General features: G+C 61.0%; 20 protein-coding genes, 4 tRNA genes and 1 pseudogene. 9 read left to right on the forward strand and 16 right to left on the reverse strand.

The genetic code is table 11. The features are described 5' to 3' along the window. Positions 1–184: 184 nt before the first annotated feature. The 4 genes from flgM to ACOYW1_RS26550 form a co-directional block, all read right to left on the reverse strand. Entirely contained in the window at positions 185–493 is a 309-nt protein-coding gene (gene flgM / locus ACOYW1_RS26535) for a flagellar biosynthesis anti-sigma factor FlgM (RefSeq protein ID WP_180137936.1), read from the reverse strand. Continuing rightward, positions 480–935: a DVU0524 family FlgM-associated protein gene (locus ACOYW1_RS26540; RefSeq protein ID WP_180137938.1), complete on the reverse strand. Its 456-nt coding sequence runs from the start codon at positions 933–935 to the stop codon at positions 480–482. Before ACOYW1_RS26540 ends, flgM begins: the two co-directional genes overlap by 14 nt. A 92-nt stretch (positions 936–1,027) precedes the next feature. Continuing rightward, positions 1,028–1,585, reverse strand: a complete 558-nt coding sequence (locus tag ACOYW1_RS26545) for an NUDIX hydrolase (RefSeq protein ID WP_482420361.1) — start codon at positions 1,583–1,585, stop codon at positions 1,028–1,030. Positions 1,586–1,740: 155 nt separating this feature from the next. Continuing rightward, a complete protein-coding gene (locus tag ACOYW1_RS26550) occupies positions 1,741–3,012 on the reverse strand; it encodes a class II fructose-bisphosphate aldolase (protein WP_482420362.1) in 1,272 nt (423 codons plus the stop codon). Between the two features lie 398 nt (positions 3,013–3,410). Between ACOYW1_RS26550 and ACOYW1_RS26555 the strand changes: the two genes are divergently transcribed. Then, positions 3,411–5,096 (forward strand): hypothetical protein, encoded by a 1,686-nt coding sequence (locus ACOYW1_RS26555; RefSeq protein ID WP_482420363.1) that lies wholly within the window; start codon positions 3,411–3,413, stop codon positions 5,094–5,096. A gap of 580 nt (positions 5,097–5,676) precedes the next feature. On the opposite strand, the gene ACOYW1_RS26560 is transcribed toward ACOYW1_RS26555, so the two are convergent. From ACOYW1_RS26560 to lon, 3 genes are all read right to left on the reverse strand, one after another. Continuing rightward, positions 5,677–6,567 carry a TrkH family potassium uptake protein gene (locus ACOYW1_RS26560; RefSeq protein WP_482420364.1) on the reverse strand — a complete coding sequence of 297 codons (891 nt, stop codon included), beginning with the start codon at positions 6,565–6,567 and terminating at the stop codon, positions 5,677–5,679. Positions 6,568–6,646: 79 nt separating this feature from the next. Then, positions 6,647–7,045: a potassium transporter TrkG gene (locus ACOYW1_RS26565; RefSeq protein WP_482420365.1), complete on the reverse strand. Its 399-nt coding sequence runs from the start codon at positions 7,043–7,045 to the stop codon at positions 6,647–6,649. A 357-nt stretch (positions 7,046–7,402) separates the two neighbouring features. Further along, positions 7,403–9,847, reverse strand: a complete 2,445-nt coding sequence (lon, locus tag ACOYW1_RS26570) for an endopeptidase La (RefSeq protein ID WP_482423830.1) — start codon at positions 9,845–9,847, stop codon at positions 7,403–7,405. A 454-nt stretch (positions 9,848–10,301) separates the two neighbouring features. Here lon and ACOYW1_RS26575 point away from each other — a divergent pair, with 454 nt between their 5' ends. Continuing rightward, on the forward strand, positions 10,302–11,489 hold the full coding sequence (locus ACOYW1_RS26575) for an MFS transporter (protein WP_482420366.1): 1,188 nt from the start codon (positions 10,302–10,304) through the stop codon (positions 11,487–11,489). 474 nt (positions 11,490–11,963) lie between these two features. Continuing rightward, positions 11,964–12,374, forward strand: coding sequence for a helix-turn-helix domain-containing protein (locus tag ACOYW1_RS26580; RefSeq protein WP_180137950.1), 411 nt, complete (start codon positions 11,964–11,966; stop codon positions 12,372–12,374). A 213-nt stretch (positions 12,375–12,587) separates the two neighbouring features. On the opposite strand, the gene ACOYW1_RS26585 is transcribed toward ACOYW1_RS26580, so the two are convergent. From ACOYW1_RS26585 to sfsA, 3 genes and pseudogenes are all read right to left on the reverse strand, one after another. Then, positions 12,588–13,664, reverse strand: a complete 1,077-nt coding sequence (locus ACOYW1_RS26585; RefSeq protein WP_482423831.1) for an FAD-dependent oxidoreductase — start codon at positions 13,662–13,664, stop codon at positions 12,588–12,590. Beyond that, positions 13,650–14,590: pseudogene (locus tag ACOYW1_RS26590) on the reverse strand (NADH:flavin oxidoreductase); the annotation flags it as partial. The gene ACOYW1_RS26585 and the pseudogene ACOYW1_RS26590, both read right to left, overlap by 15 nt. Before the next feature lie 434 nt (positions 14,591–15,024). Next, a complete protein-coding gene (gene sfsA / locus ACOYW1_RS26595) occupies positions 15,025–15,768 on the reverse strand; it encodes a DNA/RNA nuclease SfsA (RefSeq protein ID WP_482420367.1) in 744 nt (247 codons plus the stop codon). A 223-nt stretch (positions 15,769–15,991) separates the two neighbouring features. Here sfsA and ACOYW1_RS26600 point away from each other — a divergent pair, with 223 nt between their 5' ends. The 4 genes from ACOYW1_RS26600 (at position 15,992) to ACOYW1_RS26615 (ending at position 20,152) form a co-directional block, all read left to right on the forward strand. Further along, a complete protein-coding gene (locus ACOYW1_RS26600; protein WP_482420368.1) occupies positions 15,992–16,528 on the forward strand; it encodes a gamma carbonic anhydrase family protein in 537 nt (178 codons plus the stop codon). Positions 16,529–16,531: 3 nt separating this feature from the next. Then, positions 16,532–18,784: a PAS domain-containing sensor histidine kinase gene (locus tag ACOYW1_RS26605; protein ID WP_482420369.1), complete on the forward strand. Its 2,253-nt coding sequence runs from the start codon at positions 16,532–16,534 to the stop codon at positions 18,782–18,784. 80 nt (positions 18,785–18,864) lie between these two features. After that, complete coding sequence (locus tag ACOYW1_RS26610) at positions 18,865–19,413, forward strand: hypothetical protein (RefSeq protein ID WP_482420370.1); 549 nt, start codon at positions 18,865–18,867, stop codon at positions 19,411–19,413. A 46-nt stretch (positions 19,414–19,459) separates the two neighbouring features. Further along, positions 19,460–20,152, forward strand: coding sequence for a zinc-binding metallopeptidase family protein (locus tag ACOYW1_RS26615; protein WP_482420371.1), 693 nt, complete (start codon positions 19,460–19,462; stop codon positions 20,150–20,152). A gap of 533 nt (positions 20,153–20,685) precedes the next feature. Here the strand turns inward: ACOYW1_RS26615 and ACOYW1_RS26620 are convergent. From ACOYW1_RS26620 to ACOYW1_RS26630, 3 genes are all read right to left on the reverse strand, one after another. Beyond that, positions 20,686–20,763 (reverse strand) — tRNA-Glu (locus ACOYW1_RS26620). Between the two features lie 29 nt (positions 20,764–20,792). Further along, positions 20,793–20,870: transfer RNA gene (locus tag ACOYW1_RS26625), tRNA-Asp, on the reverse strand. Positions 20,871–20,892: 22 nt separating this feature from the next. Then, a tRNA-Phe gene (locus ACOYW1_RS26630) sits at positions 20,893–20,968 on the reverse strand. A gap of 422 nt (positions 20,969–21,390) precedes the next feature. On the opposite strand from ACOYW1_RS26630, the gene ACOYW1_RS26635 reads away from it, so the two are divergent. Next, positions 21,391–21,465: transfer RNA gene (locus tag ACOYW1_RS26635), tRNA-Gly, on the forward strand. A 199-nt stretch (positions 21,466–21,664) separates the two neighbouring features. Next, positions 21,665–22,021, forward strand: a complete 357-nt coding sequence (locus ACOYW1_RS26640; RefSeq protein WP_482418458.1) for a cupin domain-containing protein — start codon at positions 21,665–21,667, stop codon at positions 22,019–22,021. 266 nt (positions 22,022–22,287) lie between these two features. Here the strand turns inward: ACOYW1_RS26640 and ACOYW1_RS26645 are convergent, their stop codons facing one another. The 3 genes from ACOYW1_RS26645 to trmH are packed head-to-tail and all read right to left on the reverse strand — an operon-like array spanning position 22,288 to position 24,233. Next, positions 22,288–22,932, reverse strand: coding sequence for a lactate utilization protein (locus tag ACOYW1_RS26645; protein WP_482420372.1), 645 nt, complete (start codon positions 22,930–22,932; stop codon positions 22,288–22,290). A 31-nt stretch (positions 22,933–22,963) separates the two neighbouring features. Continuing rightward, positions 22,964–23,539, reverse strand: coding sequence for an RNA 2',3'-cyclic phosphodiesterase (gene thpR / locus ACOYW1_RS26650; protein WP_482420373.1), 576 nt, complete (start codon positions 23,537–23,539; stop codon positions 22,964–22,966). Positions 23,540–23,552: 13 nt separating this feature from the next. Further along, positions 23,553–24,233, reverse strand: coding sequence for a tRNA (guanosine(18)-2'-O)-methyltransferase TrmH (gene trmH, locus ACOYW1_RS26655; protein ID WP_482420374.1), 681 nt, complete (start codon positions 24,231–24,233; stop codon positions 23,553–23,555). Between the last annotated feature and the right edge of the window lie 76 nt (positions 24,234–24,309).

The raw sequence follows: 24,309 nt of genomic DNA on the forward strand, positions 1-24,309 counted from the left end.
TATTCAAAAGGTGTGCCACAGATGGAGCTTTCTGGCTGTTTTTCGTCAAAGCCCGCCATTGACGGGGCTTGTGCCGCCCTTTGGATAAAAAAAGGCACCGGTGTAGGGGAAAATTTTTCCCACCGGTGCCGTCGGGCTGTCTGTAATAAAGAGTCGGCCGGGGTCACGGTACCAGGATCTGCGGTCAGACGTACTCGTTGATGGCCGAGGCGATGATCTTGTCGGCCACCTTGTCTGCGGGCACGGCGTAGCGCCCCTCCTTCACCTCGTTCCTGAGCTCCTCCACCTTTTCGGTGCGGATGTCCGGGGTGTTCATCATGGCGTCACGGGCGATCTGCATGTCACGGGAATCCCTGGAGAGGGTGACCCTGTCCTGCGCAGCACGCTCTGGACCCTTACCGGCCTGCGTCCCCTGCTTTGCAGGGTTGGCTTCCGACACCTCTCGCATGTAGAGCTGCCTGCCGTAATTGGCATTTGATTCAGAGATTTTCATGTCTCTCCTCCGGGTCGGGGTTTCCGTCCTCGCGTCTGTAATGGTCCATCAGGGAGCGGATCCTCTGTCCCTGGGGACCGTTGTTGCCGACGGTGAGTGTGCTGGTGGTCTTTTCATCGTTTTCACCGATGTAGTTGTACACAAACCGCCCGTTTTTCTTGCGTTCGAGCTCGGACTCCCCGCCCTTCTCTTTCCAGACCTGGGCGGCCGCCTCCACGTCCTTGTCACCGGATGCGCCGGTGGTGGTCAGGCGATTGATGATGTCAGAAGCCACTTTGTCGATAACGGCCTTCCGCTTCCCTTCCGCCGATAAGGTAATCTTATCATGGGTCGGTGCATTGTCAAGACCGAGATCTTTCTGACGATTCAATGCCTTATTCTGGCTCACCTGCTTGCTGTAAGTCTTTAAAACATTGTTTATCTGGTATGACGGTACATGCATGACATCTTTCTCCTTAGTCTTGGCATCGGCAAAAATTGCCCAGACATTAAGGAAAAAAACAAACAAAATTAACAGGGAAGCCGTGGAGCCCGTCAGTTGCGGGTCAGAAGATAGTTCCGGATAAAATGCCGATGGCTGCGGAAGGCGACCTCCGGCAGGTCGTCCAGGGGAAAGAAGCAGGCGTCGTCCGCGTCATCCCCGGCAACGGGCACACCGGTCCAGGACCGAATCAGGTACCCCATGAGCAGGACGGTGCCGTAATCTGGGTTGGGGTTGGTGGTCACCCCCAGCAGGCTCTGGATGCGGCCGTCGATGCCGGCCTCCTCACGGAGCTCCCGCACGGCAGCTTCTTCCGGGGACTCCCCCAGCTCCATGAACCCTCCGGGAAGGCACCACATCCCCACCTTGGGAGGCACGTTGCGCTTGATGAGGAGAAGCCGCTCCTTGTCGTCCACCACCACCACACAGGAGGCCGGAACCGGATTTTCATACAAGGGGGTGGCGCAGGCCTCGCAGTAGAGGCGATCCCGCCCCTCCACAAAACGCCTGGAGAGGAGCCCCCCGCAAAAGGGGCAATGGGTCTTCTGTCGAGACGTGGTCACGGAATCTTTTGGATTGCTGCACGCGGAGTGCATTGCATCAGGTGCCATGGGCCCTCCCAAAAACAAAGAAAAAGGCGGCCCGATCACACATCGGGCCGCCTGAAACGCTTTCAGCAGACTGAAGGGACAAAACCGAAGGCCGCGGAACAAACCGCAGACCAACGCGTCCCCAGGGTTCGGATCATGGGATCCGTTGCCGCCTGCTACTCGTCAAAGTCACCTTCGGGTCCTTTGTCCGAGCAGATCAGTGCGGCCTTGGCGCGGATCTTCTCTTCGGTCCACTCTGCCTTGTCCTCCACCACCTCGGCCTTGGGGCCGGGGTTGTAAGAACCTGTCTCCAGGATGTCCTGGACACACAGGGAACCGGTACCGCCGGCGTTGAAAACCTCGGTGAGCAGGGTGTAGGTGAACTCTTCCACACGCTTGGTCATGCGCTCACGGATCTCACGGGCCTGGCCGAGGATCTTGTTCTCAAAGGGGAGGTTCAGCTTCTTGAAGTTGCTGCCCTTGATGCCCTTTTCATCGGCATAGGCCTTCATCTCCGCCCAGAGCTCTTCGCCAAGGCCTTCGCCCTTGATCTTGATGAGGTCCCCGTTTTCATCCATCACCGCGTTGCCGAACTCGTTGACCTCCATGCCCCAGGAGAGGAGCTGAAGGGCCGTGGCCACGTTGGCCTTGGTGGTGGCGGTCTTTTCGGCGATGGCGCGCAGGCGGTCGGAGTCGTTGCCGCTGGTGCCGTGCTGGGCACCGGAGACCTTGTAGGGCTCCAGGGCCTTGTGGATCTCTTCGGTCAGCTCCACGTTGATGCCGGAGCCGCTGGCCTCAATGCCGTGGGTGGTGCCGTTGTTCAGGGCGATCCAGTCCGCATGGATGTCATGGGCGTTGAGCCCCTGGATGAGGAACAGGGCCTCCTCCGGTGAGGAGAGTCCCTCGGTGCCTTTGATCTCACCCACCTCGGTCTCCAGACCGGCCCACTCGGGGATGTAGGGGTTGATGGCGATGTTGGCCAACAGGTTCTCGTCATCGGGCTGATGGGACGCGTCGATGGCGATGGAGGTGACCCCGGCGTCAAAGATGGAGGGGATCTCCACCTTGCCCGCCTCGAGGTCGGCCTGGGTCTTGATGGCGTAGTGGTCGGTGTGGATGGCCACGGGCACGGTGACCCCCAGCTCGTTCATCACCGCATCCACCTGGCGTGCCATGTTCCAGAGGCTGGTGGGGCAATAGGCGTTGGCCCCGCCTTCGGACTTGGCAATCTCGATGATGATGGCGGCATCGGCACGCTGGGCCGCGGCCAGAACGCCGCGAATCACAAGGTGGCTGCGCCCGTTGGCCGCAATGGTCATGGCCCCGCCCTTCTTTCGCATGGCGCGGTCGATGTACCGACCACTCACGAGCAGAGCCTTGGAGTTGGGAAAAAGTTTTTCTACTGTGGGGGGACGACCGATTTTGAGTGCGCGATCAAAGTCAGACATGGTCTCTCTTTTTCTCCTTGTATATTAGGGACCGACAGGGCCCCTTTGTCGCGGTTGAAAAACATGTAAAAAGCCGATACTGCGATCCTTCCTGGCCTTGCCTTGCCGTCGGAACTGTAAACGCAGCCTTTGCCCGCCCGGGGCGGCTGCAGTCTGACAATCTAACTTTTTACAATCCAAAATATATTTTATTATTGTAAAGCAATTGTAAAGAAAAAAACAGCGGAAGCCCCAATTGTCAACCCGTGTTTTTTTCACGATTTCAATGAGGTATCTCAGGAATAGCGTTTCTTGACTTTGAGGGGTACAATGGCATACATGGTTTCGGGTACATGGATGCCCGGGCGTCCCCAGTCCGCCCCTGATTCTTCTTTCATCCTCTTTCCCAGGGAGTCCCCATGACACGCGCCGTTCCACGTCTCGTCGTATCAGCCCTTGCCCTTCTCCTGGCAGGGTTCTGCCTCTTTTCAGCCCCCCCTGTGCGGGCCGACGTTCCGGTGTCGGCACCCGCAGAGAGCCCCGACCGAAAAGTCGATCAGCTCACGCGGCTCCTCACCACCATGGACCAGGTCAAACGGGAGGTGGCAGAGGCCCAAAGCGCCCTTTCCAGCCCGGAGGCCCTGGGCAAGGAGGAGCGCTACCGAACACGTATCACCCGTCTCAGCACCCGACTCACCGCCCTGGAAGAGGGATTTGAACAGCTGGCCACCGGCGTGGAAAAATCAGCCACGGCCCAGGCAGGCGGGGCCAGTTCCTTTGAGTGGAACACGGAACTCAAAGAGCTTTTAGCCCCTCTGATCATGGAAATCAAGCACATGACGTCCCGTCCCCGGGAAATCCAGGGGCTACGCAGCACCCTGGAGGGCTATGACGAGGAGCTCTCCCGCATTGCCACAGCCATGAAGAATATCACCGACCTGCAGGCCAAACCCGACCTCTCCCCGGCCCTGGCCCTGGAGCTGGACACCCTGGCCTCCAAGTGGCGACACCGCGAACAGGAGCTGATCTCCTTAAAGGGCCTGGCAGAGCTGAAGCTGGAGGAGAAGGAGGCCACCAAACGAACCCTGTCGGGATCATTCCAGGACGTCACCCGCCTCTTCTTCAAAAGCCGGGGCCGCAACCTCCTCATGGCCCTGGCCGTCCTCTTCGGCACCCTCTTTGCCATGGGCAAGTTCAGGTCCGTCATCGAAAAGCACAGCCGCCTCTACGGCAAGGCCCAGACCGTCTACGCCCGTATCTTCGACTTAAGCTACATGATCGTCACTGTCACCGTTGCCCTCCTCTTCACCATGGGCTCCCTCTACCTGGTGAGCGACTGGGTCCTGCTCTCCATCCTGCTGATCCTTGTGTTCGGACTGGTCTGGACCTCCAAGGAGGCCATTCCCAAGGTCTGGGGCCAGGTCCGCATGCTCCTTAACTTAGGGGCGGTGCGCGAGGGAGAGCGCCTCATCTACCAGGGGGTCCCGTACAAAGTCACCAGCATCAACCTCTACTCGGAACTGGAAAACCAGGCCCTCCAGGGCGGCCGACTGCGCCTGCCCCTGAAAGACCTCTTTGACCTGCGCTCCCGCCCCTGGCACCCGGACGAGCCCTGGTTCCCCACCCTGAGCGGAGACTGGGTGCTCCTCTCCGACACCACCCACGCCAAGGTGACGGTGCAGAGCCCCGATGTGGTGAGCCTGCGCCTTTTGGGCGGAGCCATACGCCGGATCACCCCGGCGGAGCTCCTGTCCCTGGCCCCCACCAACCTCTCCCAGGGGTTCCGCCTGGAGGCCCGATTCCGACTGGATCCGCGCCACCGAACCGAAGCCGCCACCACCATCCCTTCTACCCTTGAAAAAAGCCTCACCACACGCTTCGCCGAAACCCGCTGGATCCCGGAGGACCTTTCCGTGCAATACCGACGCACCCTCCCCTCCTTCCTGGAGCTCTCCATCCTCGCCGACTTCCCCGGCTCCTGCGCCGAAGACCACCCCCTCATCGCCATGGCCCTGGAACAACACTGCCTGGAAACCGCCGCTTCCATGGCCTGGGACCTCCCCACCCACCGCATGGCCGTCCAGATGGTGCAGGGGAAAAGCTAAAAAAGCATGCCTCCGGCGGGCAGGGGATACATCCCCTGCACCCAGGTTCGCAAATGCTCCGTCCCTTCGTTCCTCAGGGACGTCACATTTGCTGACGGGCTTCGCCCGTAGTCAGTGGAGTGGGGTGTTCATAGTTAAAACCCAACCATGTAAATCATCGTTAAGCCCTTTTTATTTTTCAAAAAAAGCCCAGAAGCGTTCCCTGCGAGCTATGCCCACCATAAACGCTGATGGATTTTGCGTATTGCTTTACACGAGCCAAATGCATCAAGAGGGGACACCCGGCGTCCCGCCCCTGGGGTCCAGGGGATGCCTCCCTATCGGCCGGAGGCTGGCCTGCTAAAGCTGATCATCGACGGATTACGGTAACGCATCCTGGCCCTCCAAGGCTTGTGGGATAATTTGCATAAACCACCAACTTATGTATCGGGCGAAGCCCGAGCCGAAGGCGCGTGCACATTTTTCTGAGGAACGAAGGAAAATGCGCACGCGCAATCCGCTTTCGAGGTGGCTCCACCTCGCCGCCGGAGGCATGATTTTTCCGGCCACTTCGACCATCGATTTCCTTCATGACTTCCCCTTACCCGATCATGATGTCTTCTTCGGCCCAGCGGTGGGGGGGAGCGATGTCGCGGCTGACGGCCACGGCAATGGCCATGGGGCCGAGGCGGCCGACAAACATAAGGAGGGTGACGCAGAGGCGGCCCGGGGTGGAGAGGGTGGGGGTGACGCCCATGGAGAGCCCCACGGTGCCGAAGGCGCTGACGCTCTCAAAGAGGAGTTCAAGAAAGCGGCCGCGGCTCTGGGTGTGGGCAAGGCTCCCCATCTCGCTGGAGAGGAGCACCAGGGTACCGAGGATCACCACGGCAACGGACATCATCATGAGGTGGGTGGCTTTCTCCACACTTTTGGCGGGAATGGTCCGGGAAAAGGCAGAGACGTGGGCCGCCCCTTTGAGGCGGCTCCGGCCCATGAGAAAGAGGGTGGCTGCGGTGGTGGTCTTGACCCCGCCGCCGCAGGAGCCCGGCGAAGCGCCGATGAACATGAAGATCAGCGACAAAAAGAGGGTGCCGTTGGCCATGGATCCGAAATCAAGGGTGTTGAAGCCTGCGGTACGAAGGGTCACGGACTGAAAAAAGGCGGCCAGGAATTTTTCATGCATGGGCAACGGGGCCAGGGTGTTGCGCCACTCCAGGAGCAGGGTGACCAGGGTTCCTGCAAGGAGGAGGATGGCCGAGGCCGTGACCACCAGGCGGGTATGGAGGCTGAGCCGCTCCCAGCGCCAGCGCCCGGGGCGCAGACGCCCCTGGAGCTCTGAAACGGCCAGAAAGCCCAGGCCCCCTGCGATGATCAGAAAGGAAATGGTGCCGTTGACAAGGAGATCTCCCCGAAACCGGGTGAGGCTGTCCGGATAGAGGGCAAACCCGGCGTTGCAAAAGGCGCTGACGCTGTGGAACACCGAGAGCCACAAGGCACGGGCTGCGGTGGGGGAGACCGGGTAAAACCGGATAGAAAGAGCGCCAGAAGCTCAATGATGACGGTCACCCGGATCACGGCCCGCAGGATATCGGCAGGGCTCTTTTTTCCGCTGTGGTGAAGCTGTCCTGAATAATGAGGTTTCCGGCAAAGCCCACCCGTCCCCGGGCGCCCAGGATCAACAGGGTGGAGATGGTCATGATGCCCAGGCCACCCAGCTGGATCAGGGCAAGGAGCACCCCCTGGCCGAAGAGGGTCAGGGTTGAGGCCACATCCAGCACCGAAAGGCCGGTGACACACCCGGCTGAGGTGGCGGTAAAAAGGGCATCCACAAAGGAGAGGGACCCCGTGCGGGACGAGGCGGGGAGCATCAGCAGCAACGCGCCGATGGCGATCATGGACATAAAGGATAGGATGAGGCGGCGGGCCGGGGATTGAGCGCAACAGCCGCCCGCGGTGTAGACGATTTTCATCCACACTTATGTACCAGAGTGCGGAAATCATGGCAATTGGTGACGTTCTGTTACTATTCAGATTGCCTTCTATGGTCAATGAGGAGTCAAAAAAAACAAAAAAGAGCCTCCGGCGGCGAGGTGGAGCCACCTCGAAAGCTCATTGCGCTTGCGCATTTTCCTTCGTTCCTCAGGAAAATACGCAAGCGCCTTCGGCTCGGGCTTCGCCCGATTCATAAGCTGATGGTTTGTCCGAGCTGTCCCACAAGCCTTTAAGGGCCAGGACTCGCTCTCGTAACCCGTTGAGTATCCGCTATAGCCAGGCTGACTCCGGCGGGTCGGTTAACGAAGGCGAAGGTGCATGCCCGCCCCTGGGCTTCAGCTCTTTTTCCCGCGCATGGGCGTTGCCATGGCCGGTCGGCGGCGGTCTCCTTCGGCATAGCGCCGGTCCTGGGAGACCCGTTTCTGGGCGGCCCGCCGCTCCCCTGCGGTGCGGCGGTCGATGGAGAGTTCCAGCACCTCCACCATGTCGGAGACCAGGTGGATGGTCAGGGCCTTCACCACCTTTTTGGGCAGCTCGGCCAGGTCCTTTTCGTTCTGGCGCGGCAGGATCACGGTCTTGACCCCCACGCGATGGGCGGCCAGCACCTTCTCCTTGACCCCGCCCACGGGCAGCACCTTGCCCCTTAGGGTGATCTCCCCGGTCATGGCCAGGTTCTTTCTCACCACCCGGTTGATGAGAAGGGAGACCAGGGCCGTCATCATAGCCACCCCGGCCGAGGGGCCGTCCTTGGGAATGGCCCCTGCGGGCACATGGACATGCAGGTCGATGCCCTTGAAGATCTCGTCGTCGATGCCCAGGCCCCTGCTGTTGCTCCGCACAAAGGAGAGGGCGGTGCTCACCGACTCTTTCATGACGCTACCCATCTGGCCGGTGAGGTTGAGGCCCTTGTTTCCCTTCATGGCCGTCACCTCAATGTAGAGGATCTCGCCGCCTGCAGGGGTCCAGGCCAGGCCCATGACCACGCCGGGCACGCTGATGCGATCGTTGACGTCGTGGCTGAACTTTTCCGGACCCAGAAACTTGGGCACGGTGACCACGTTGACGGCCACCTTCTCGGCCTCCTCCTGGGCGATGAGGGTGGCAGCCCCCCGGCACACCCCGGCCACTTCCCGCTCCAGGTTCCGAAGGCCAGCCTCCCGGGTGTACCCGGAGATGATCTTTTTCACGGCCCCTTTGGTCATGGAAAAGTTCCCGGCGGAGAGGCCGTGGGCCCGCCGCTGCTTGGGGATCAGGTAGCGGTTGGCGATCTTCACCTTCTCGTCGTCGGTATAGCCGGGCAGCTCCAGAACCTCCATGCGGTCAAGAAGGGCAGGGGGAATGGTATGGAGCACGTTGGCCGTGGTGATGAACATCACGTGGGAGAGGTCAAAGGGTACGTCGAGGTAGTGATCGGTGAAGGTGTGATTCTGTTCGGGATCCAGCACCTCCAGAAGGGCCGATGAGGGGTCTCCCTGGAAGCTGTTGCCGATCTTGTCCACCTCATCCAGAACCACCACGGGGTTGCGGGACCCCACGCGCCGGAGCCCCTGGATGATCCGCCCGGGCAGCGCCCCCACGTAAGTCCGCCGGTGCCCCCGGATCTCGGCCTCGTCCCGGACCCCGCCCACGGCGATGCGGATGAACTCCCGGCCCATGGCCCGGGCCACGGAGCGCCCCAGGGAGGTCTTTCCCGTGCCCGGAGGCCCGGCAAGGCAGAGAATAGGCCCCTTGGAGGCCTGGGTGAGCTTACGGACGGCCAGATACTCTATGATGCGCTTCTTGGGCTTGCTGAGCCCGAAATAGTGTAGTCGTCCAGCACCTTTTTCGCCCGCACGATGTCCAGGTTGTCCACGAGTTGTCCTTGCCTGCCACCGCGGGGCGGAGGTGGCCCACTCCAGGTAAGTGATGGCCACGGTGTACTCCGACGATGAGGGGTGCATACGCGCCAGGCGAGAGAGCTCTCGCTCCGCCTCCTTTTTCGCCTCCTCGGGCATGTTGGCCGCATCGATGCGGGCCCGGTATTCGGACACCTCGGCCGCGTTTTCCCCCTCTTCCCCCAGCTCCTCCTGCATGGCCTTGATCTGCTGGCGCAGGTAGAACTCCTTCTGCTTGTTGCTCATGTCCTCCTTGACCTGGGTCTGGATTCGGGTACCGATCTCCAGGATCTCCAGCTGGTAGTTCACCAGCTCCGTCACTTTTTTCAAGCGATCCCGGACCCGGGAAAGCTCCAGCACCGCCTGCTTCTCCTCAAGCCCGACGTTGATGGTGGAGGTGATCATGTCCGCCAAGGTGCCGGGGTCGGGAATGGAACGGGCCATCTCCCCCAGCTCCTGGGGCAGGGCCGGGGTGAGCTTAACCACCTTCTGGTACTGGGTCAGCAGGTTGGCCGCCATGGCTCCGGCCTCTTTCTCGTCCATGCGCATGTCGTGGATCAACTCCACACCGGCGCGGAGAAAGGGCCGCTCCTGAACGTAGTCACGGGTCCCGAACCGCCCCATTCCCTGGACCATCATCTGGATCTTGCCGTCGTCCTCTTTGGCCATCTTAAGGATCATGGCCACCGTTCCCACCTGGTGGAGTTCCGAGGGGATGTGGCGGCCTTCGGGGCTCTTTTTCTTGGACAAGAGCAGCCCGATGATCCGGCTTCCCTGCATGGCGTCTTCCACCAGATCCGAAGCAGCCCCTTCCGTGGCCTGAAGCGGCAGCACCATCTTGGGAAAAAGGGACACATCATAGACGGGGAGAATCGAGAGCTCTTCCGGGATCTCTTCAGGTGCCAGGGTCCCGCTGGAACCGTGGACATGGTCGCCTCCAAAATCAAGAACAGGGGAAAAGCACCCTGCGGGTTGTGTGACCCACCCCGGGAAATCAAACCGTTACGGGGGAGGATTTTACATGGCGTGTGGTGTGCATTGTCAGGTGGGTGTGCTATAACGCTCGACAAGGAAGAAGAGAATGAAGATAAAAAACGCGTGATCCGGTTTTAAGGGAGTTGCCGGCGGAAACGCCGGGACACGGCAGCGTAGAAAGCGACCGCCTGAAAGGGCTTCAGCCCCAGGGTTTCAAGCCAGCTCGCCACGGGTACCGCTTGCAATCAATCCGGCAACCATTGAGGAGACGACAGGACGCACTTCGCCCTGCGGTGCTCATGGAACCAAAACAAAACCTTTGGGTTGGATTAAATCGCCGGGTTATCAATAAATACCACGTTCCCAGGATTGATGTAAAGGAAAGATGGGCCCAACCCCTCGCAACATAAGCACAATCCCATCGGGAGCCCGCCCCCCTTCGGTCGTTCTGTCGGCCCACTATTTCCTCTACTTCGGCATGATGGGCATCTTCCTGCCCTTCTTCAACCTCTTCTGCCACAACATCGGCCTGTCCGGCTTTGAAATCGGGGCCATCAACTCCACCCGCACCGTGGTCATGGTCCTCTTCTCCATCCTCTGGGGAGCCCTGGCCGACCGCCTTGCCCTGAGGCGGCCCGTTTTCATCCTCACCAGCTTTCTCAGCGCCCTTGCCTTCGGGGGCTACCTCTTCACCGACACCTTTCTGCCCATGCTGGGCGTCACCGTGGTCTATGCCCTCTTCTTCGGTCCGGTCATCCCCTTTCTGGAAGCCTTCACCATGGAGGCCCTGAACCGCCCCGGCGCAGACCCCAACGCCTACGGACGCATCCGGGCCTGGGGGTCTTTGAGCTTTATCGGGGTGGTCATGGTCATGGGCAAGGTCATGGAGATCGGCTCCACCCGCCTTGTGCCGCCCCTGATCCTCCTGGCCTCCCTGATGCTGGCCCTCTGCACCCCAGCCGTGCCCAGGGACCTCTCCCCCCTGAGGCCCGCCGGTGCCTCGGAGATAAGGAGCCTCTTCAACCGCAGGACCCTGGGGTTCCTCCTGGCCAACTTCCTCATGCTGGCCGGCCACGGCACCTATTACGGATTCTTCTCCATTCACCTGGAACAGACGGGGTACGGCCCGGGATTCATCGGCCTGGCCTGGGCCCTGGCCACCCTTGCAGAGCTGGCCGTCATGACGGGTTCGTCCCGGATTTTCAATCACCTTCCCATCCACCGAGCCCTCTGGATTGCCTGTCTCCTGGCGGCCCTCCGGTGGGTGGTGCTCTTTGCCTTCACCTCTCCGGCGGCCATTCTCCTGTCCCAGCTCCTCCATGCCGCAACCTACGCCCTGTTTCACATTGCCTGTATCCTCTACACGGACCGCCTCTCCACCCCCGGCAACCGCACCGTGGCCCAGGTGGCCAACAACGCCGTCTCCTACGGTCTGGGGCTCATGGCAGGCTTTCTGGTCAACGGCTGGCTCTACGACCGATACGGGGCCGGCCTCTTTCTCATGAGCGCCGGCATCTCCCTGGGTGCCGCGGCCCTGCTCTTCCTGGTCGCCTCCCGGTCCCCGCGCCCCTGACCCTCCCCGCAACAGCACGGGAAATGTCTACCTTTCAGACCTTTTTTCCCGGAACTTTCCGGCTCTTACCCACCATTCCGGTATAGATTGGAGACAAACCACAGCCCGCCACGCCCCCCTAAAGGGCACAGAGAGGGAATAAAAACACGCCTTTCAAGCACCCAGCAACAGCCCTGAGGTACCATCACTCACAAAATGCTCCCTGCCCGACCTTTTTTACTCGAAAACTGCCCGGGTGGTAAAAAAAACATCGTTCCGATCCCCCTCCGGCAACTCGTCCTAAATGGGCACGATGACAGTAAGTATATGCAGGCAGGGTCGATTGCTGACCACGGGTCAAAGAAAAAACAATAATTTCACTATTGAAATGGGAAAAATATTTTTTTATATCCGTTTTTTACCCAGATTTTCATACGAGTGGAAAATTATGGCGGACGTTCTTGATTTTTTACTCACCAAGGGGGATAAAACACCATGGAACATGACTCAGGCAAAGGTAAGCAGGTTGTAAAGTCCATCGGCAAAGCCATGCAATTCTGGCGAAAACTGGAAGGCCATGACCAGAAGGACTTTTCTGAGGTGATCGGCACCTCTCGCTCGTATGTGGCCAAGCTGGAAAACGGCCACGTGGGTGTCTCCATCAATCGCATCGCTGAAATCGCGGAAGCCCTGGGCATTTCGCCTTACACCCTGATGCGCGGCGTACCGGAAAAAGAGGAGCTTGAAGCCCTCCTGGATCTCTATACCGACGACGACCTGCGGGTCACCAAATCGGAGATGGAGGACCTTTTCTGCGAACGGCTCCGCAACCACCGTGTCCCCAGGGAATATTACATCCATCTGCTGGAACTCTTCCGCTCGGGAAAATACAACAGGGTCGCCTAAAGCGCCTTGGCCCGCCCGTCTCAGGGGCGGGACCCTTTTGCACACACAAGCACTCGGCCCGGGACACCCGCCCCGGACCGACACCAAACGGCCGCCACGATGATATTCAATGGGCTCCGACACGACACCAAAGAAATTGGGGTCGGGCCCATTAGCTCGGCAGCAGCCCGCAGATAACCGCGCAGCCTGCCCCCGTGCCCCTTCCCAGGCCCATCAGTCCACGGCCCGCCCGGCGGCAAACCCCTGATGCACGGCATCAAAGGCCAGTGCGATGCCCCCGGCATCCCCCACGACGTCACAGGGGATTCCCTTTGCTTTCACCACCCATTCAAAGGGGTTTACCGGAACGGCCCCCGAGGCCAGGACCACGGTGTCTGCAGCCAGGACGCGAATCTCTTCCCCGCACTGAACACGAACCCCCTCATCGGTGATGGCAAGGGCCCGGGTGCCGGTACGGACGGCAACACGGCTTCGTCTCATCTCCTGGAGCATCCCCCACCGCGTGCTTTTTCCGATGTCCCGTCCCACGCTGCCTTCCATCTCGATGAGCACCACCTTCTTGGAGCCTCGGGAGGCCAGGTCCCTCAAGGTCTCCAGAGACTCCCCGCCGTTAACCAGCAGGCACTTCAGGGCCTCGGCCGAAAGCGTCCCCTTCTCCGCCAGGAAAAGGGCCGTCTCCACCCCCACGGCCCCCCCGCCCACAATCACCACCTGTTTCCCGGTACGGGCCCTTCCGGCCAGGACATCCCAGGCCTGCACCACCTGGGGACTGCCCACCCCGGGGATGGGCGGTGTCAACGGCTCTGCCCCGGTGGCCAGGATGACATGGTCCGGTTTTTCCGCATCGATGAGGGCCTCGTCCACCGCGGTATTCAGCATCAGGCGGATGTCCGTGGCCGCCAGCTGATTGGCCAGGTCCTCGGCCAGGGTCAGAAACTCGCGCCTTCCCGGAGGTGCCGCAGCCAGGTGCAGCTGCCCGCCCAGGCGCGCCCCCTTTTCATAGAGGGTCACCACGTGGCCCTTTGCATGTGCCGAAAGGGCTGCGCTCATCCCGGCGGCGCCCCCGCCGATCACCATGACGTGCCGGGGATCGGCCGCCTTCAGGGGAGGGGTTTCCCACTCGTGACCTGCCCGGGGGTTGCAGAGGCACTCCACGTGCTTGAGCTTGAACAGGTTGTCAAAGCAGCCCTGGGCGCAGGCAATGCAGTGGAGGATCTCATCTTCCCGGCCGGTGCGGGCCTTTTCTGGAAGGTCCGGGTCGGCAATGAGGCTCCGGCCCATGGCCACCATGTCGCAGCATCCCTCGTCGATGAGTTCCCGGGCAACGGCCGGGTCGTTGATGCGGTGGCTGGCGATGACGGGCACCCCCACCTTCTCTTTCACGTTGCGGGCAAGGTAGCCGTACATGCCCCGGGGCACATTGGGGGTAAGCTGGGGCACCCTGGCCTCGTGCCAGCCCCCCTTGACGCACAGGGCGTCGGCCCCCGCCGCCACCAGCTTCACGGCAAAGGACTCCAGCTCCTCCCGGGGGGTGCCCCCTTCCATGAAGTCGTTGTTGTCCAGGCGTACCATCACAGGAAACTGGTCCCCACCCGCCCGCGGATGGCCGCAACAATCTCCAGGCCCAGGCGCATGCGGTTCTCCGGGGAACCCCCGTAAGCATCGTCCCGGGTGTTGGTCAGGGGCGAGAGGAACTCGCTGATGAGGTACCCGGTTCCGGCCAGGACCTCCACCGCATTGAACCCCGCCTGTTTCACGCGGGCCGCTGCGTCGGCAAAGGCGTTAATCACCGCACGGATCCCCTCCGGGGTCAGGGCTTCGGGCACCTCGCCGGTCATGCGGGAGGCAATGGCCGACGGGGCCACCGGGCTTTTGCCCCCCATGAGCAGGGAGTGGCTGTACCGCCCGGCGTGATTAAGCTGCACGGCGGAGCAGGCCCCGTTGCCGTTGATGGCTGCGGCCAGCCGGGTGAGGCCAGGAAGATGGGCATCCGAATGGGCACCTATGTACAGGGAGTTGCCGGATCGCTCGTCCACGGTGGCGTTTCCCACCACAATGAGACCGGCCCCTCCCTTGGCCCGTTCCGCATAAAATGCCACCAGGCGATCGCTCACCAGAAAATCCTCGCACATGCCCAGGTGCATGGCCGGAAGGCAGATGCGGTTCTTCAGCTCCAGCCCGTTGATGCGAATCGGTTCATATATCGGATCTCTCATGGGTCCCCCTTCTTAGCCCGGATATTTCATAAAAAACGACCGAGCCGAAGCAATAAAGCATTATGATAGGTGGTTATCGAGAAAAGCTGAGGCACGTAAAAACCACACAATATAATTCACGGTTTTCTTTTCGATTTTCTCACCCTTCGGGCCAAACAGGTCTTGTCGGTTCATGGAGCATCGGGCCCCACCTCGGTACGGTGCCCGGTGCAGATGCGGCCGTCCATTATTCGAGTTATACAACTGTAGGCGCCAGCGGCCGGCCGGAGAGGCCCCACCCTGCACCACACCCAAAAAACCCGGTTGATTCCACCCGTTACAGGAACATCAAACAATCAACCGCGACTTTTCGAAAGCAGAAGGCGCCCTCACATGGTTTGTGTACAAAGTATTTGCTTCTCATGGGGCCTGTCAAGGGAAAAAGCCCCCGGCGGTTAAAGACTCACCGGAAGACGGCACTCCAAAGAGACGCGCTCTTCCGTCACACGGGCTCGCCACGCCTCGATCTCCACCCCTTTGGATGCCACCTCCCGCAAGGCCCTGCCGTAAGCGGGATCGATGTCGTCGGCCGGGGTAAAGCTCCGGGCGTCGGGCCGCTGAATGAAAAAAAAGATCACGCTGCGCTCCCCCCTGGCCTTGAGCTCAGCCAGGGTGAGCAGGTGTTTTTTGCCCCGCTCCGTCACCGCATCGGGAAAGGCGGCCACCCCGTCCCGTACCAGGGTGCAGTTTTTCACCTCCACGTTGCAGGGGAGATGCCCCTCCTTGTAGAGGACCATGTCGAGACGCGTCCCCTTGGCCACGGTCACCTCCCTGCGCAGGCTGTCGTAGCCGGCCAGGGCCGGCACGGCCCCGGCCTCAATGGCGCGGGCGACCAGCAGGTTGGGAAGCAGGGTGTTGATGCCCACCAGGCAGTCCCCGGCCTCCACCAGCTCCCAGGAGTACGCATGTTTCCTCCGTGGATTGTCGTGGTGGCTGAGCCAGACCCGGGATCCGGGCTTCGAACACCCCTTCATGGACCCTGTGTTGTTGCAATGGGCCGTTACCAGGGTGCCGTCCTCCATGCGCACATCCACGAGAAACCGCTTGTAACGTTTCACAAGCACGCCGCAATACAACTCGGGCAGTTCCACCCAGGCCTTTTTTTCCTCTTTTGACTCACCGGCTGCAGACCGTCCCATAATCCTCCAATACGGTTGTAAAACAAGATAAAATGCATTATGACTTATGCCTTAACGAACAGGCAGTTACGATATGCCTGCCTGTTCCCCGAGCACGCGCCATTGACACACAATGTTACCGCTTCGGCTCACCTTCTCATCACCCCGGGCCGGCGTCAACACCCGAGGCCGCGGCCCGCAAAACCCGGCGGGATCACCCGCCGCCTCCGGCAAGGAGAGCCCCATGCCCCTCTACAGCCTGAAAGAGCACAGCCCCTGCTGCCACCCCTCCGCGGTTCACCTGGCAGGTTCGGTGGTGGCCGGACGCGTCACCCTCGCCGAAGAGGTCTCGGTCTGGTTCAACACCGTCATCCGGGGCGACGGCGATACCGTCACCATCGGCGCCCGCACAAACATCCAGGACCTGTGCATGCTCCACGTGGACCCGGGCCGCCCCCTTGCCGTGGGGGAAGGGGTGACCGTGGGCCACCGGGCCATTCTCCACGGGTGCACCATTGAATCGCACTGCCTCATCGGCATGGGCGCCGTGGTGATGAACGGGGCCCGCGTGGGTACAGGCTCCGGTGAAGCCCTGATCGCCGGCTCCGTTGTCCTGGAGCAGGCGGTGATCCCCCCCTTTTCCCTGGTGGCGGGGATGCCGGGCACCGTCAAGAAAACCCTCTCCGAGGAGGTGCTGGACGTGATCCGCGCCTCGGCCGAGATCTATGTGGAAAAGTCCCGCATCTACGGCCAGCCCCGCCTCTTCAAACCCATGGAGTAAGGCATGAAGCCCCTTTCCGCAACCCTGGCAGGGCTTCAGCGCCACTGGGCCCCGATTCCCGAGGCCATGCTGGCCGACTTTAACACCCACGTACGGCTCACCAACGCCAAGCGGCTCAACCTCGTGTTTGCCGCGGTCATCGTGGCCACCACAGGCCTCTCGTCGTTCCGGGCCATCATGGCCCGCAGGCTCGGCCCCCCCGACCACCACGGCCTCTTCCTGTCCATGGGCGCGGTGATCATCGCCACCGCCCTGACCCTGCTACTGATCCATCGGCGCATCGACCACCGTAAAAAAGGATGGCACGCCCCCTTTTTGCTGGGAATGACCGTCTTCAGCCTGGGCGGAACCCTCTCGGTGGTGGCGGGTGTGGAGTACGCCTCGGTGGGTGGGATCACCCGGTTTTACCTGACCATTTTCGGCCTCTGCACCGCCCTGATCCTCCCCCCCGGGCCCTTGATCCTCTCCTTTGCCTGGACCTTCACCTGCCTGTTGGCCTCGGTCCGGGTCACCCAGGGCTCCCTGAGCCCCTTTCTCCTTGAAAACATGCACCTCATCGGCCTCTTCCTGCTGGGTGGGGTAATCTCGCGCACCGTGGCCACCACCTTTATCCGGGACTACCTCCTCTTCCAGGAGGTCACCCGGTCCAACGAGGAACTCAGGCGGGAAATCCGCGAGCGGGAAAAGATCATGCGGCGACTCTCCCGATCGGAGCGGGAGTTCAAAAACACCTTCAAATACGCCCCGGACGCCTACATCCTCACCGACCCCACCGGCAAGGTGAACCGCGTCAACCGCGCCGCCCTGGAGCTCATGGGCAGGACGTCCAAGGGTGTCAAGCACAAGCGGCCCCATGAATTCAAAGTCCTTAAAGGCGACAACCTCTTCCAGGTGGAGCGCATGCTTCGCGAAACCCTCATCTGCGGCCGCTCCGGGCCCTGCGAACTGGAAAAGGTCTCCCTCAAGGGCTTCAGAGACATCCACCTGGAGCTCCATGCCTCCATGCTCCACGTGGACAACCGGGAGATGATCCTCATCATCGCCCGGGACATCACCCAGAGAAAAGAGGGGGAGGCGCTGCTGGAAGAATCACGAAGGCGCCTGGAAGAGCGGGTCACGGAGCGCACCGAGGAGCTGGAGCACATCAACATCCGCCTCAAAGGGGAGATCAACGAACGCATCGCCACCGAAGCGGCCCTGGCCAAGGCCGAAACCCACTACCGGCTCCTGGTGGAGAACATGAACGAAGGCCTGGCCATTTTCGATACCCAAGGGCGCTTCACCTACATCAACGACTGCCTCTGCGCCATGACAGGCTACAGCCGGGAGACCCTCACCGGCAAACTGGGCTCCTTTGTCATGTCCCCGGAGCCCCCTTCCCTTTCCAAAGAGAAGCTCACCACCCAGGCCCGGGGGGAACGCACCTCCTACGAGGCCCGGCTCACCACGGCCTCAGGAAAGACCCTTCACATCCAGATCTCGCCGGAGCCCCTTGTGGACAAGGAGGGCACCAACCGGGGCAGCTTTGTGGTGATCACCAACATCACCGACCTCAAGGCGGCGGAGCGCCAGATCCGAACCCTCTCCCAGGAGCTGATCAAGGCCCAGGAAAACGAGCGCCAGCGCATTGCGCGAGACCTCCACGACAACGTGGCCCAGAACCTGGCCACCTTGAAAATCGGCTGGGACACCCTCCTGGACGGACTCTCCGAGACCAACCCCGTCCTCCTGGAAAAAACCCGGGCCCTGTCTCGGCTGCTTCGGGGCTCCATCGACAGCATCCGGGGCCTGGCCTACAACCTGCAACCCCCGGAGCTGGAGCAGCTGGGTCTCATCACGGCCATCCGGCGCTACTGCGAAGAGCAGACCACCCACTTCAACCTGCCCATCGACCTGTTCACCGCAGGGGTCCAGGAACTCAAGCTCTCCTACGACACCCAGATCAACCTCTACCGCCTGGTGCAGGAAGCCCTCTCCAACGTGCGCAAGCATGCGGACGCTACCCGGGTGACCATCCGTCTCACCGCCTCCCACCCCCACCTTATCTTAAACGTGGAGGACAACGGCCGGGGATTTGTGGTCAACGAACGCCTCACCGAAGCAGTCAATGAAAAGCGCATGGGTGTCCGAAGCATGGAAGAGCGCGTGAGCCTCCTCAAGGGCACCATGAAGCTGACCTCGTCCCTGGGCGCGGGCACGCGCCTGCGCATCGAGGTCCCTGCCGAGCGAACCGTCCGGGAGCGCACCGTGGCCTGAGGGGCTCGACAGCGCAGCCCAGGCGGTGGTACACTTTTGGATCAACCACCATTCGCCCACGGGCAAAAAAGGACCCCGACATGAACAAGCTTCAGTTTAACGACGAACTCCTCTCTTTTATCGGCGCGTCTCCCACTCCCTACCATGCCGTGGCCCTTCTGGTGAGCCTCTTTGAACAAAACGGCTTTGAGCGGCTCCACGAAACAGACCGATGGGACCTGCGCCCCGGAAAGCGCTACGTGGTCACCCGGAACGACTCCTCCCTCATCGCCTTCACCACGGGCCGCAGCCCATTCTGCGACACAGGCATCTCCATGGCCGGTGCCCATACGGACAGCCCCTGCCTGAAGGTAAAGCCCTCTCCCGACATGCAAAACAACGGCGGCAACCGCCTGGGGGTGGAGGTGTACGGAAGCCCCCTGCTCACCACCTGGTTCGACCGGGACCTCTCCCTGGCCGGGCGGGTAAGCACCACCCGGGACGGCGACAAAAATCCCCGTGGCGCAACAACACATCCACCTGAAACGCCCGGTGGCCGTCATTCCCAACCTGGCCATCCACCTGGACCGAAACGCCAACAACGACAGGTGACCAACCGAGCTGCCTCCCCTCACGGCCCTTCCGGGTGAACTCCCGAGAGATCTCCGCGCTCTGCTGCAAAAGGAGCTGGCCACCATGGAGATCGTCGTGGACAGCGGCTCCATTCTGGAATACGAGCTCTCCCTCTACGATGCCCAGCCCCCGGCTTTCCTGGGTTGGGACCGGGAGTTCATCACCGGAGCCCGCATCGACAACCTGCTCTCCTGCTTCACCCTGGCCCACGCCATGGTGGGGGCCACGGATGAAGCGCCCAGCCTGGTGGTGTTCAATGATCATGAAGAGGTGGGAAGCCACACCCCGGCCGGGGCGGGCGGAAACTTTCTGGTGCAGGTCTTGGAACGGCTGATCCCGGACCCGGAAGAGCGGGCCATGGCATCGGCGCGCTCCCTGATGGTCTCTTCGGACAACGCCCATGCCGTCCACCCGGCGCACCCGCAAAAATACGACCCCGATCACAGCCCCCGCCTCAACCGGGGCCCGGTGATCAAGTACAACGCCAGCCAGCGCTACGCCACGTCAAGCACCACCGCAGCGTACTTCAAAGAGATCTGCCGGCGCACCGGGGTCCCGGTCCAGGCCTTTGCCATGCGAAACGACATGCCCTGCGGCACCACCATCGGCCCCCTGACAGCCGCTGCCACCGGCATTCCCACCCTGGATGTCGGGGTGCCCATGCTGGCCATGCACTCCATCCGGGAAACCGCCGGGTGCGAGGACGCCTTTTACCTGTACCGGGCCATGACCGAATTTTTTCAAACCAGGGCGTAATCTCTCAGCTCAAAATAGCCTCCGGCAACCCTGCCGGGGGCTTGGCTTTCGAAAAATTCGATAAACAGATCGTGCGAGGGCCTCGTTCAGGCCGTAAGAGATCGACAAGCCGACGGTTTTGTCGTTACGGAACGTTTTTGTAGAAGATTTTATCAAAAAAAGCCCCGCTCGAGGCAACGGAATCGTTACGCACAGACGTGATGAGAGATGGATCTAAAGGGGAAAACGTGTGTGGGGATAAGAGAGGTTTCCGGAGAATTCACAGGCGGGCCCGCGCCCAGACAAAACAGTGCCACACGCGTGGGCGACGAAACCCTTGCGTGCTTTGGTTCAGGAGAGAGTTATGGCGTTTGGAAGACGCGGACCCCGGCCTGTGAAACCGGATATGCAATACAAAAGCAGAGCATACTATATATGAATACGACGGCCATGATGGCACCGCCCAAATGGGGCGAAGCCGGCACATCATATGGGTGAAGTGAAACCTTTTTCAGGATTTTTACGCAAAAAAAAACCGAAAAAGAAGAGAAATGTGGCGTCCCCAAGGGGATTTGAACCCCTGTCGCCGGCGTGAAAGGCCGGTGTCCTGGACCAGGCTAGACGATGGGGACGCAAAGATTTCTTTTCTCTTTCAGGTTTGTGGCGGGAGTGACGAGACTCGAACTCGCGGCCTCCAGCGTGACAGGCTGGCGTTCTAACCAAACTGAACTACACCCCCGCAACCTAAAAAGGTTGTCAGGTGGTGCCCAGGGGCGGAATCGAACCACCGACACGGGGATTTTCAGTCCCCTGCTCTACCGACTGAGCTACCTGGGCTCACCAAACGAGAGAAGGTTTAAAGAAATTTGCCCATGGTGTCAACCAAAAGCTGCGCTTTTTCCGCAAAAAAGTGACCTCCCAATTAAAAATTGCATGATTGCGCCCGGTTACCACACAAAGAAATTTACGACCTCAAGGCCTTTCGGCCCCTAACGCCGGAGGCTTCCGGCGATTGGTACCCCGCACCCACACGCCTTGCGTCACCCATCAGGGAACACACCTGTTCCGCAACGCCCTTCTCCGGGGACGCCCACCCTCCGGGAAGGGAAAAAGCGGATGGGCGACGCCCCTGCTCCATAGTCCTTCGGTCGGAGGCGCCAGAGAGCCCGCCTTTGGGCCAATGAAGGCCAAATCCATTTTTTTTGGATTTTGGGGTTGACTCCGCGGAAGGGATGGGGGTATAAAGTCTCCCGTGCTGAGCGGGAATAACTCAGTGGTAGAGTGCAACCTTGCCAAGGTTGACGTCGCGAGTTCAAATCTCGTTTCCCGCTCCAACATGACGATACAGCCCCCGGATCCGCAAGGATACGGGGGCTTTTTTTGTTTTGGTCCTGCGCCTTTTGCCCTCCGCGACCTTGCCATGCTCCCAAGGCCCCTTTCCCTGTGTCCCCCAACCTGTGATATAAAAAGCATTCCGGTACCGGCTGCCCGGTCCCCCAAAGCAACGCACCCTCATTATTTATGGAGACGCCAATGGAAACCCAGGTATTCAACGCGCAGGACAAAGAGGCAAAAACCTTTGACAACGGCCCGGCCAAAGGGGTCACCGGCCGCATCCTCATCGGCCGGGAAACAGGGGCCGAAAACTTCTGCATGCGCCTGTTTGAGCTGGCCCCGGAGGGCCACACCCCCAGCCATACCCACGACTGGGAACACGAAATCTTCTTCCACGAAGGCTGCGGGGAGGTCCTGGCCAATGGCACCTGGACTCCCGTAAAAAAAGGATCCGTGGCCTTTGTACCCGGCGGCGTACCCCACCAGATCCGAAACACCGGCACCTCTCCCCTGACCTTCGTCTGCCTCGTCCCCAAGGGCGCGCCCGAGCTTTAAAAAAACCTGCCTTCTATGGTCAAAGCTACTGAAAAAAAGAATGCCTCCGGCGGCGAGGTGAGCCACCTCGAAAGCTGATTGCCGTTGCGTTTTTGTCCCTCGTTCCTCGGGCCAAATCGCAACGGCCTTCGGCTCGGGCTTCGCCCGAAACATATGCTGGTGGTTTTTACGAGCGATACGACAAGCCGTGGTTACCGGTGCGAAAAATGATGTTACCGGGAAGTTTTTGCGGAGCTTTTTTCAAAAAGCGACCCGCCGGAGGCCTATTAATACCCCAGCTCTTCGCCCACAATGAGGACGGTGACGTCGGTGAGCATGGGTTTGCGGTGAAGGATGGTGGTGATGTTGCAGATGCGCATGGGGGCGTTGCAGTCGGAGCAGACGCCGGTGACGGCGCAAGGGGTTTCCACCCCGAGGCTCTTGGCCCGCATGGGACCAGCCACCTCCCGGATGCGGCGCAGGGCCCCGTGAAGATCCGAGGCAATCTTGTTGGTACCGGCCACCACCACCACGCGGGAGGGGCCGAAGGCCATGGCGCTGGTGCGGTTGCCGATGCCGTCCACATTGATGATCTCCCCGGTCTCGCTCAGGGCGTTGGCACTGGTAAAAAACAGGTCACAACCCTGCTGGCCCTTTCGCATGGCCAGGGTCTCGTCATAGGAGAGGTCGGGCCTGTGGTGATCAAAGAGGGTCTTGCCCATCTCTGCAGCCAGGGTGTGCAGCCCCAGGGACCGGACAGTATCCGAACCGCCGAACCCTACGGTGGCGGCAGCCTCCAGCAGGGGCTTCACGTGTTGGGTCACCTCCGCCCCGCTCTCCAGAAAATGGGCGTCAAACCGGTGCTTGACAAGATTCTCTACGCAGCGGTGGGCCCGCCTCTCCAGCAGCCATGATTTTTCCTCTGAGGTCATGGGTCTCTCCTTTCCATCAAGGGTCTCGTTGTTATCGGGGCATCTCCAGGATCACGGTGTGGCGCACGCGGTAGACGGCCCCTGTGGGCGTGAGTCGGCTCTCATACAGGCAGACCCGGTCCATCTCCCACGCAAGGGGCATGATACGCCCACGGGCAAGCCCGGGCAAGGAGACGCCCGGATTTCGCACGCGGCCCAGGGTCACATGGGGCGTAAAACCTCGTTTCTCCCGGGGCACGCCCTCCCCGAGGGCCCACTCCTCCACGCATTCAGCCAGCTGCAGCAAAGGCTCTCCGCCCGCCACCCCTGCGGCCACCACACGGGGCCGACGGGTTCCGGGCAGCAGGAGCACCCCGTCCACACGGGCCGCCAGAGCCGGCCAACCGGCCAGGGCGTCGGCAAGTCCCCGGGAGAGCTCTACCAGGCGCCCCGGGGGCAGCTCCCCCAGAAATTTCAGGGTCAGGTGAAGGTTGGCTTCAGCCACCCACCGCACCGCATTTCCGGAAACAGCACTGACCAGGTCCTTCCGGGCAGCCACCAGGTGCCTGCGCACCCCGGTGGTCAGGGGAATTCCCACAAACAGGCGACACATCGATTCATGGGCCATGGCAGCTCCAGCCTCAGGGAAGGGGCAGTCCTTTTCCCCTGGGCTCTTCCAGGACCAGGTACCCCTCATCGTCCATGGCGGGGTAGGGTTTGCCCTGCTTTTTATAATAAGGAACCAGCCGGGGGTAGCCCCACTCGAACAACAGGGTCCGGTAGGTCTCGTCGTCCATGGAACGCTCGTCGTACATTCCTTTTTCCTGGCGCTGCCTCTGGGCTTCATACAGAATCAGGGCCGTTGCCACGGAGACATTGAGGGACTGCACCATGCCCAGCATGGGCACGATGATGGACCCGTCGGCCTTTTCCACGGCTTCGTCGGTGATGCCTTCCAGCTCCGCCCCCACCACAAGGGCCGTGGGCTGGGTAAAATCCACGGAGCGAAAATCCACGGCCTCCTCGTCAAAATGGGCACAGAGAATGCGAAACCCCTTGCTCCTTAAATGGCCGTAGGCCTCATCCACGCTGCCGTGGCGCCTGACGCCCACCCACTTCCGGCTCCCGCTGGCCGCCCTGGGCCGCAGCACCACATCCTGCATCTCGCTGATGGCATGGGTCTCGAACACCCCCACCGCGTCGCAGCTCCGTGCCACGGCCGCCAGGTTATGGGGTTTGTGCACATTCTCCATCACCACGGTCAGATCCATCTGACGGCTCGTGAGGATGGCCTTTAACTTTTCAAAACGTTCCGGTGTCATCCGCGTTGTTCCATTTCATATCCATGTAACCATTCAGCTCAAGGCAGCCCTCTTTGGTCATCGTTGCAATAAAAGC

The sequence above is a fragment of the Desulfoluna sp. CYM3A genome (assembly GCF_056829965.1).

What these genes read in the sequence shown, in the direction of transcription:
- flgM (WP_180137936.1), bottom strand. Translation starts at nt 493, where the DNA reads ATGAAAATCTCTGAATCAAATGCCAATTACGGCAGGCAGCTCTACATG.
- ACOYW1_RS26540 (WP_180137938.1), bottom strand. Translation starts at nt 935, where the DNA reads ATGCATGTACCGTCATACCAGATAAACAATGTTTTAAAGACTTACAGC.
- ACOYW1_RS26545 (WP_482420361.1), bottom strand. Translation starts at nt 1,585, where the DNA reads ATGGCACCTGATGCAATGCACTCCGCGTGCAGCAATCCAAAAGATTCC.
- ACOYW1_RS26550 (WP_482420362.1), bottom strand. Translation starts at nt 3,012, where the DNA reads ATGTCTGACTTTGATCGCGCACTCAAAATCGGTCGTCCCCCCACAGTA.
- ACOYW1_RS26555 (WP_482420363.1), top strand. Translation starts at nt 3,411, where the DNA reads ATGACACGCGCCGTTCCACGTCTCGTCGTATCAGCCCTTGCCCTTCTC.
- ACOYW1_RS26565 (WP_482420365.1), bottom strand. Translation starts at nt 7,045, where the DNA reads ATGAAAATCGTCTACACCGCGGGCGGCTGTTGCGCTCAATCCCCGGCC.
- ACOYW1_RS26575 (WP_482420366.1), top strand. Translation starts at nt 10,302, where the DNA reads ATGGGCCCAACCCCTCGCAACATAAGCACAATCCCATCGGGAGCCCGC.
- ACOYW1_RS26580 (WP_180137950.1), top strand. Translation starts at nt 11,964, where the DNA reads ATGGAACATGACTCAGGCAAAGGTAAGCAGGTTGTAAAGTCCATCGGC.
- ACOYW1_RS26585 (WP_482423831.1), bottom strand. Translation starts at nt 13,664, where the DNA reads ATGGTGGCCATGGGCCGGAGCCTCATTGCCGACCCGGACCTTCCAGAA.
- sfsA (WP_482420367.1), bottom strand. Translation starts at nt 15,768, where the DNA reads ATGGGACGGTCTGCAGCCGGTGAGTCAAAAGAGGAAAAAAAGGCCTGG.
- ACOYW1_RS26600 (WP_482420368.1), top strand. Translation starts at nt 15,992, where the DNA reads ATGCCCCTCTACAGCCTGAAAGAGCACAGCCCCTGCTGCCACCCCTCC.
- ACOYW1_RS26605 (WP_482420369.1), top strand. Translation starts at nt 16,532, where the DNA reads ATGAAGCCCCTTTCCGCAACCCTGGCAGGGCTTCAGCGCCACTGGGCC.
- ACOYW1_RS26610 (WP_482420370.1), top strand. Translation starts at nt 18,865, where the DNA reads ATGAACAAGCTTCAGTTTAACGACGAACTCCTCTCTTTTATCGGCGCG.
- ACOYW1_RS26615 (WP_482420371.1), top strand. Translation starts at nt 19,460, where the DNA reads ATGGAGATCGTCGTGGACAGCGGCTCCATTCTGGAATACGAGCTCTCC.
- ACOYW1_RS26640 (WP_482418458.1), top strand. Translation starts at nt 21,665, where the DNA reads ATGGAAACCCAGGTATTCAACGCGCAGGACAAAGAGGCAAAAACCTTT.
- ACOYW1_RS26645 (WP_482420372.1), bottom strand. Translation starts at nt 22,932, where the DNA reads ATGACCTCAGAGGAAAAATCATGGCTGCTGGAGAGGCGGGCCCACCGC.
- thpR (WP_482420373.1), bottom strand. Translation starts at nt 23,539, where the DNA reads ATGGCCCATGAATCGATGTGTCGCCTGTTTGTGGGAATTCCCCTGACC.
- trmH (WP_482420374.1), bottom strand. Translation starts at nt 24,233, where the DNA reads ATGACACCGGAACGTTTTGAAAAGTTAAAGGCCATCCTCACGAGCCGT.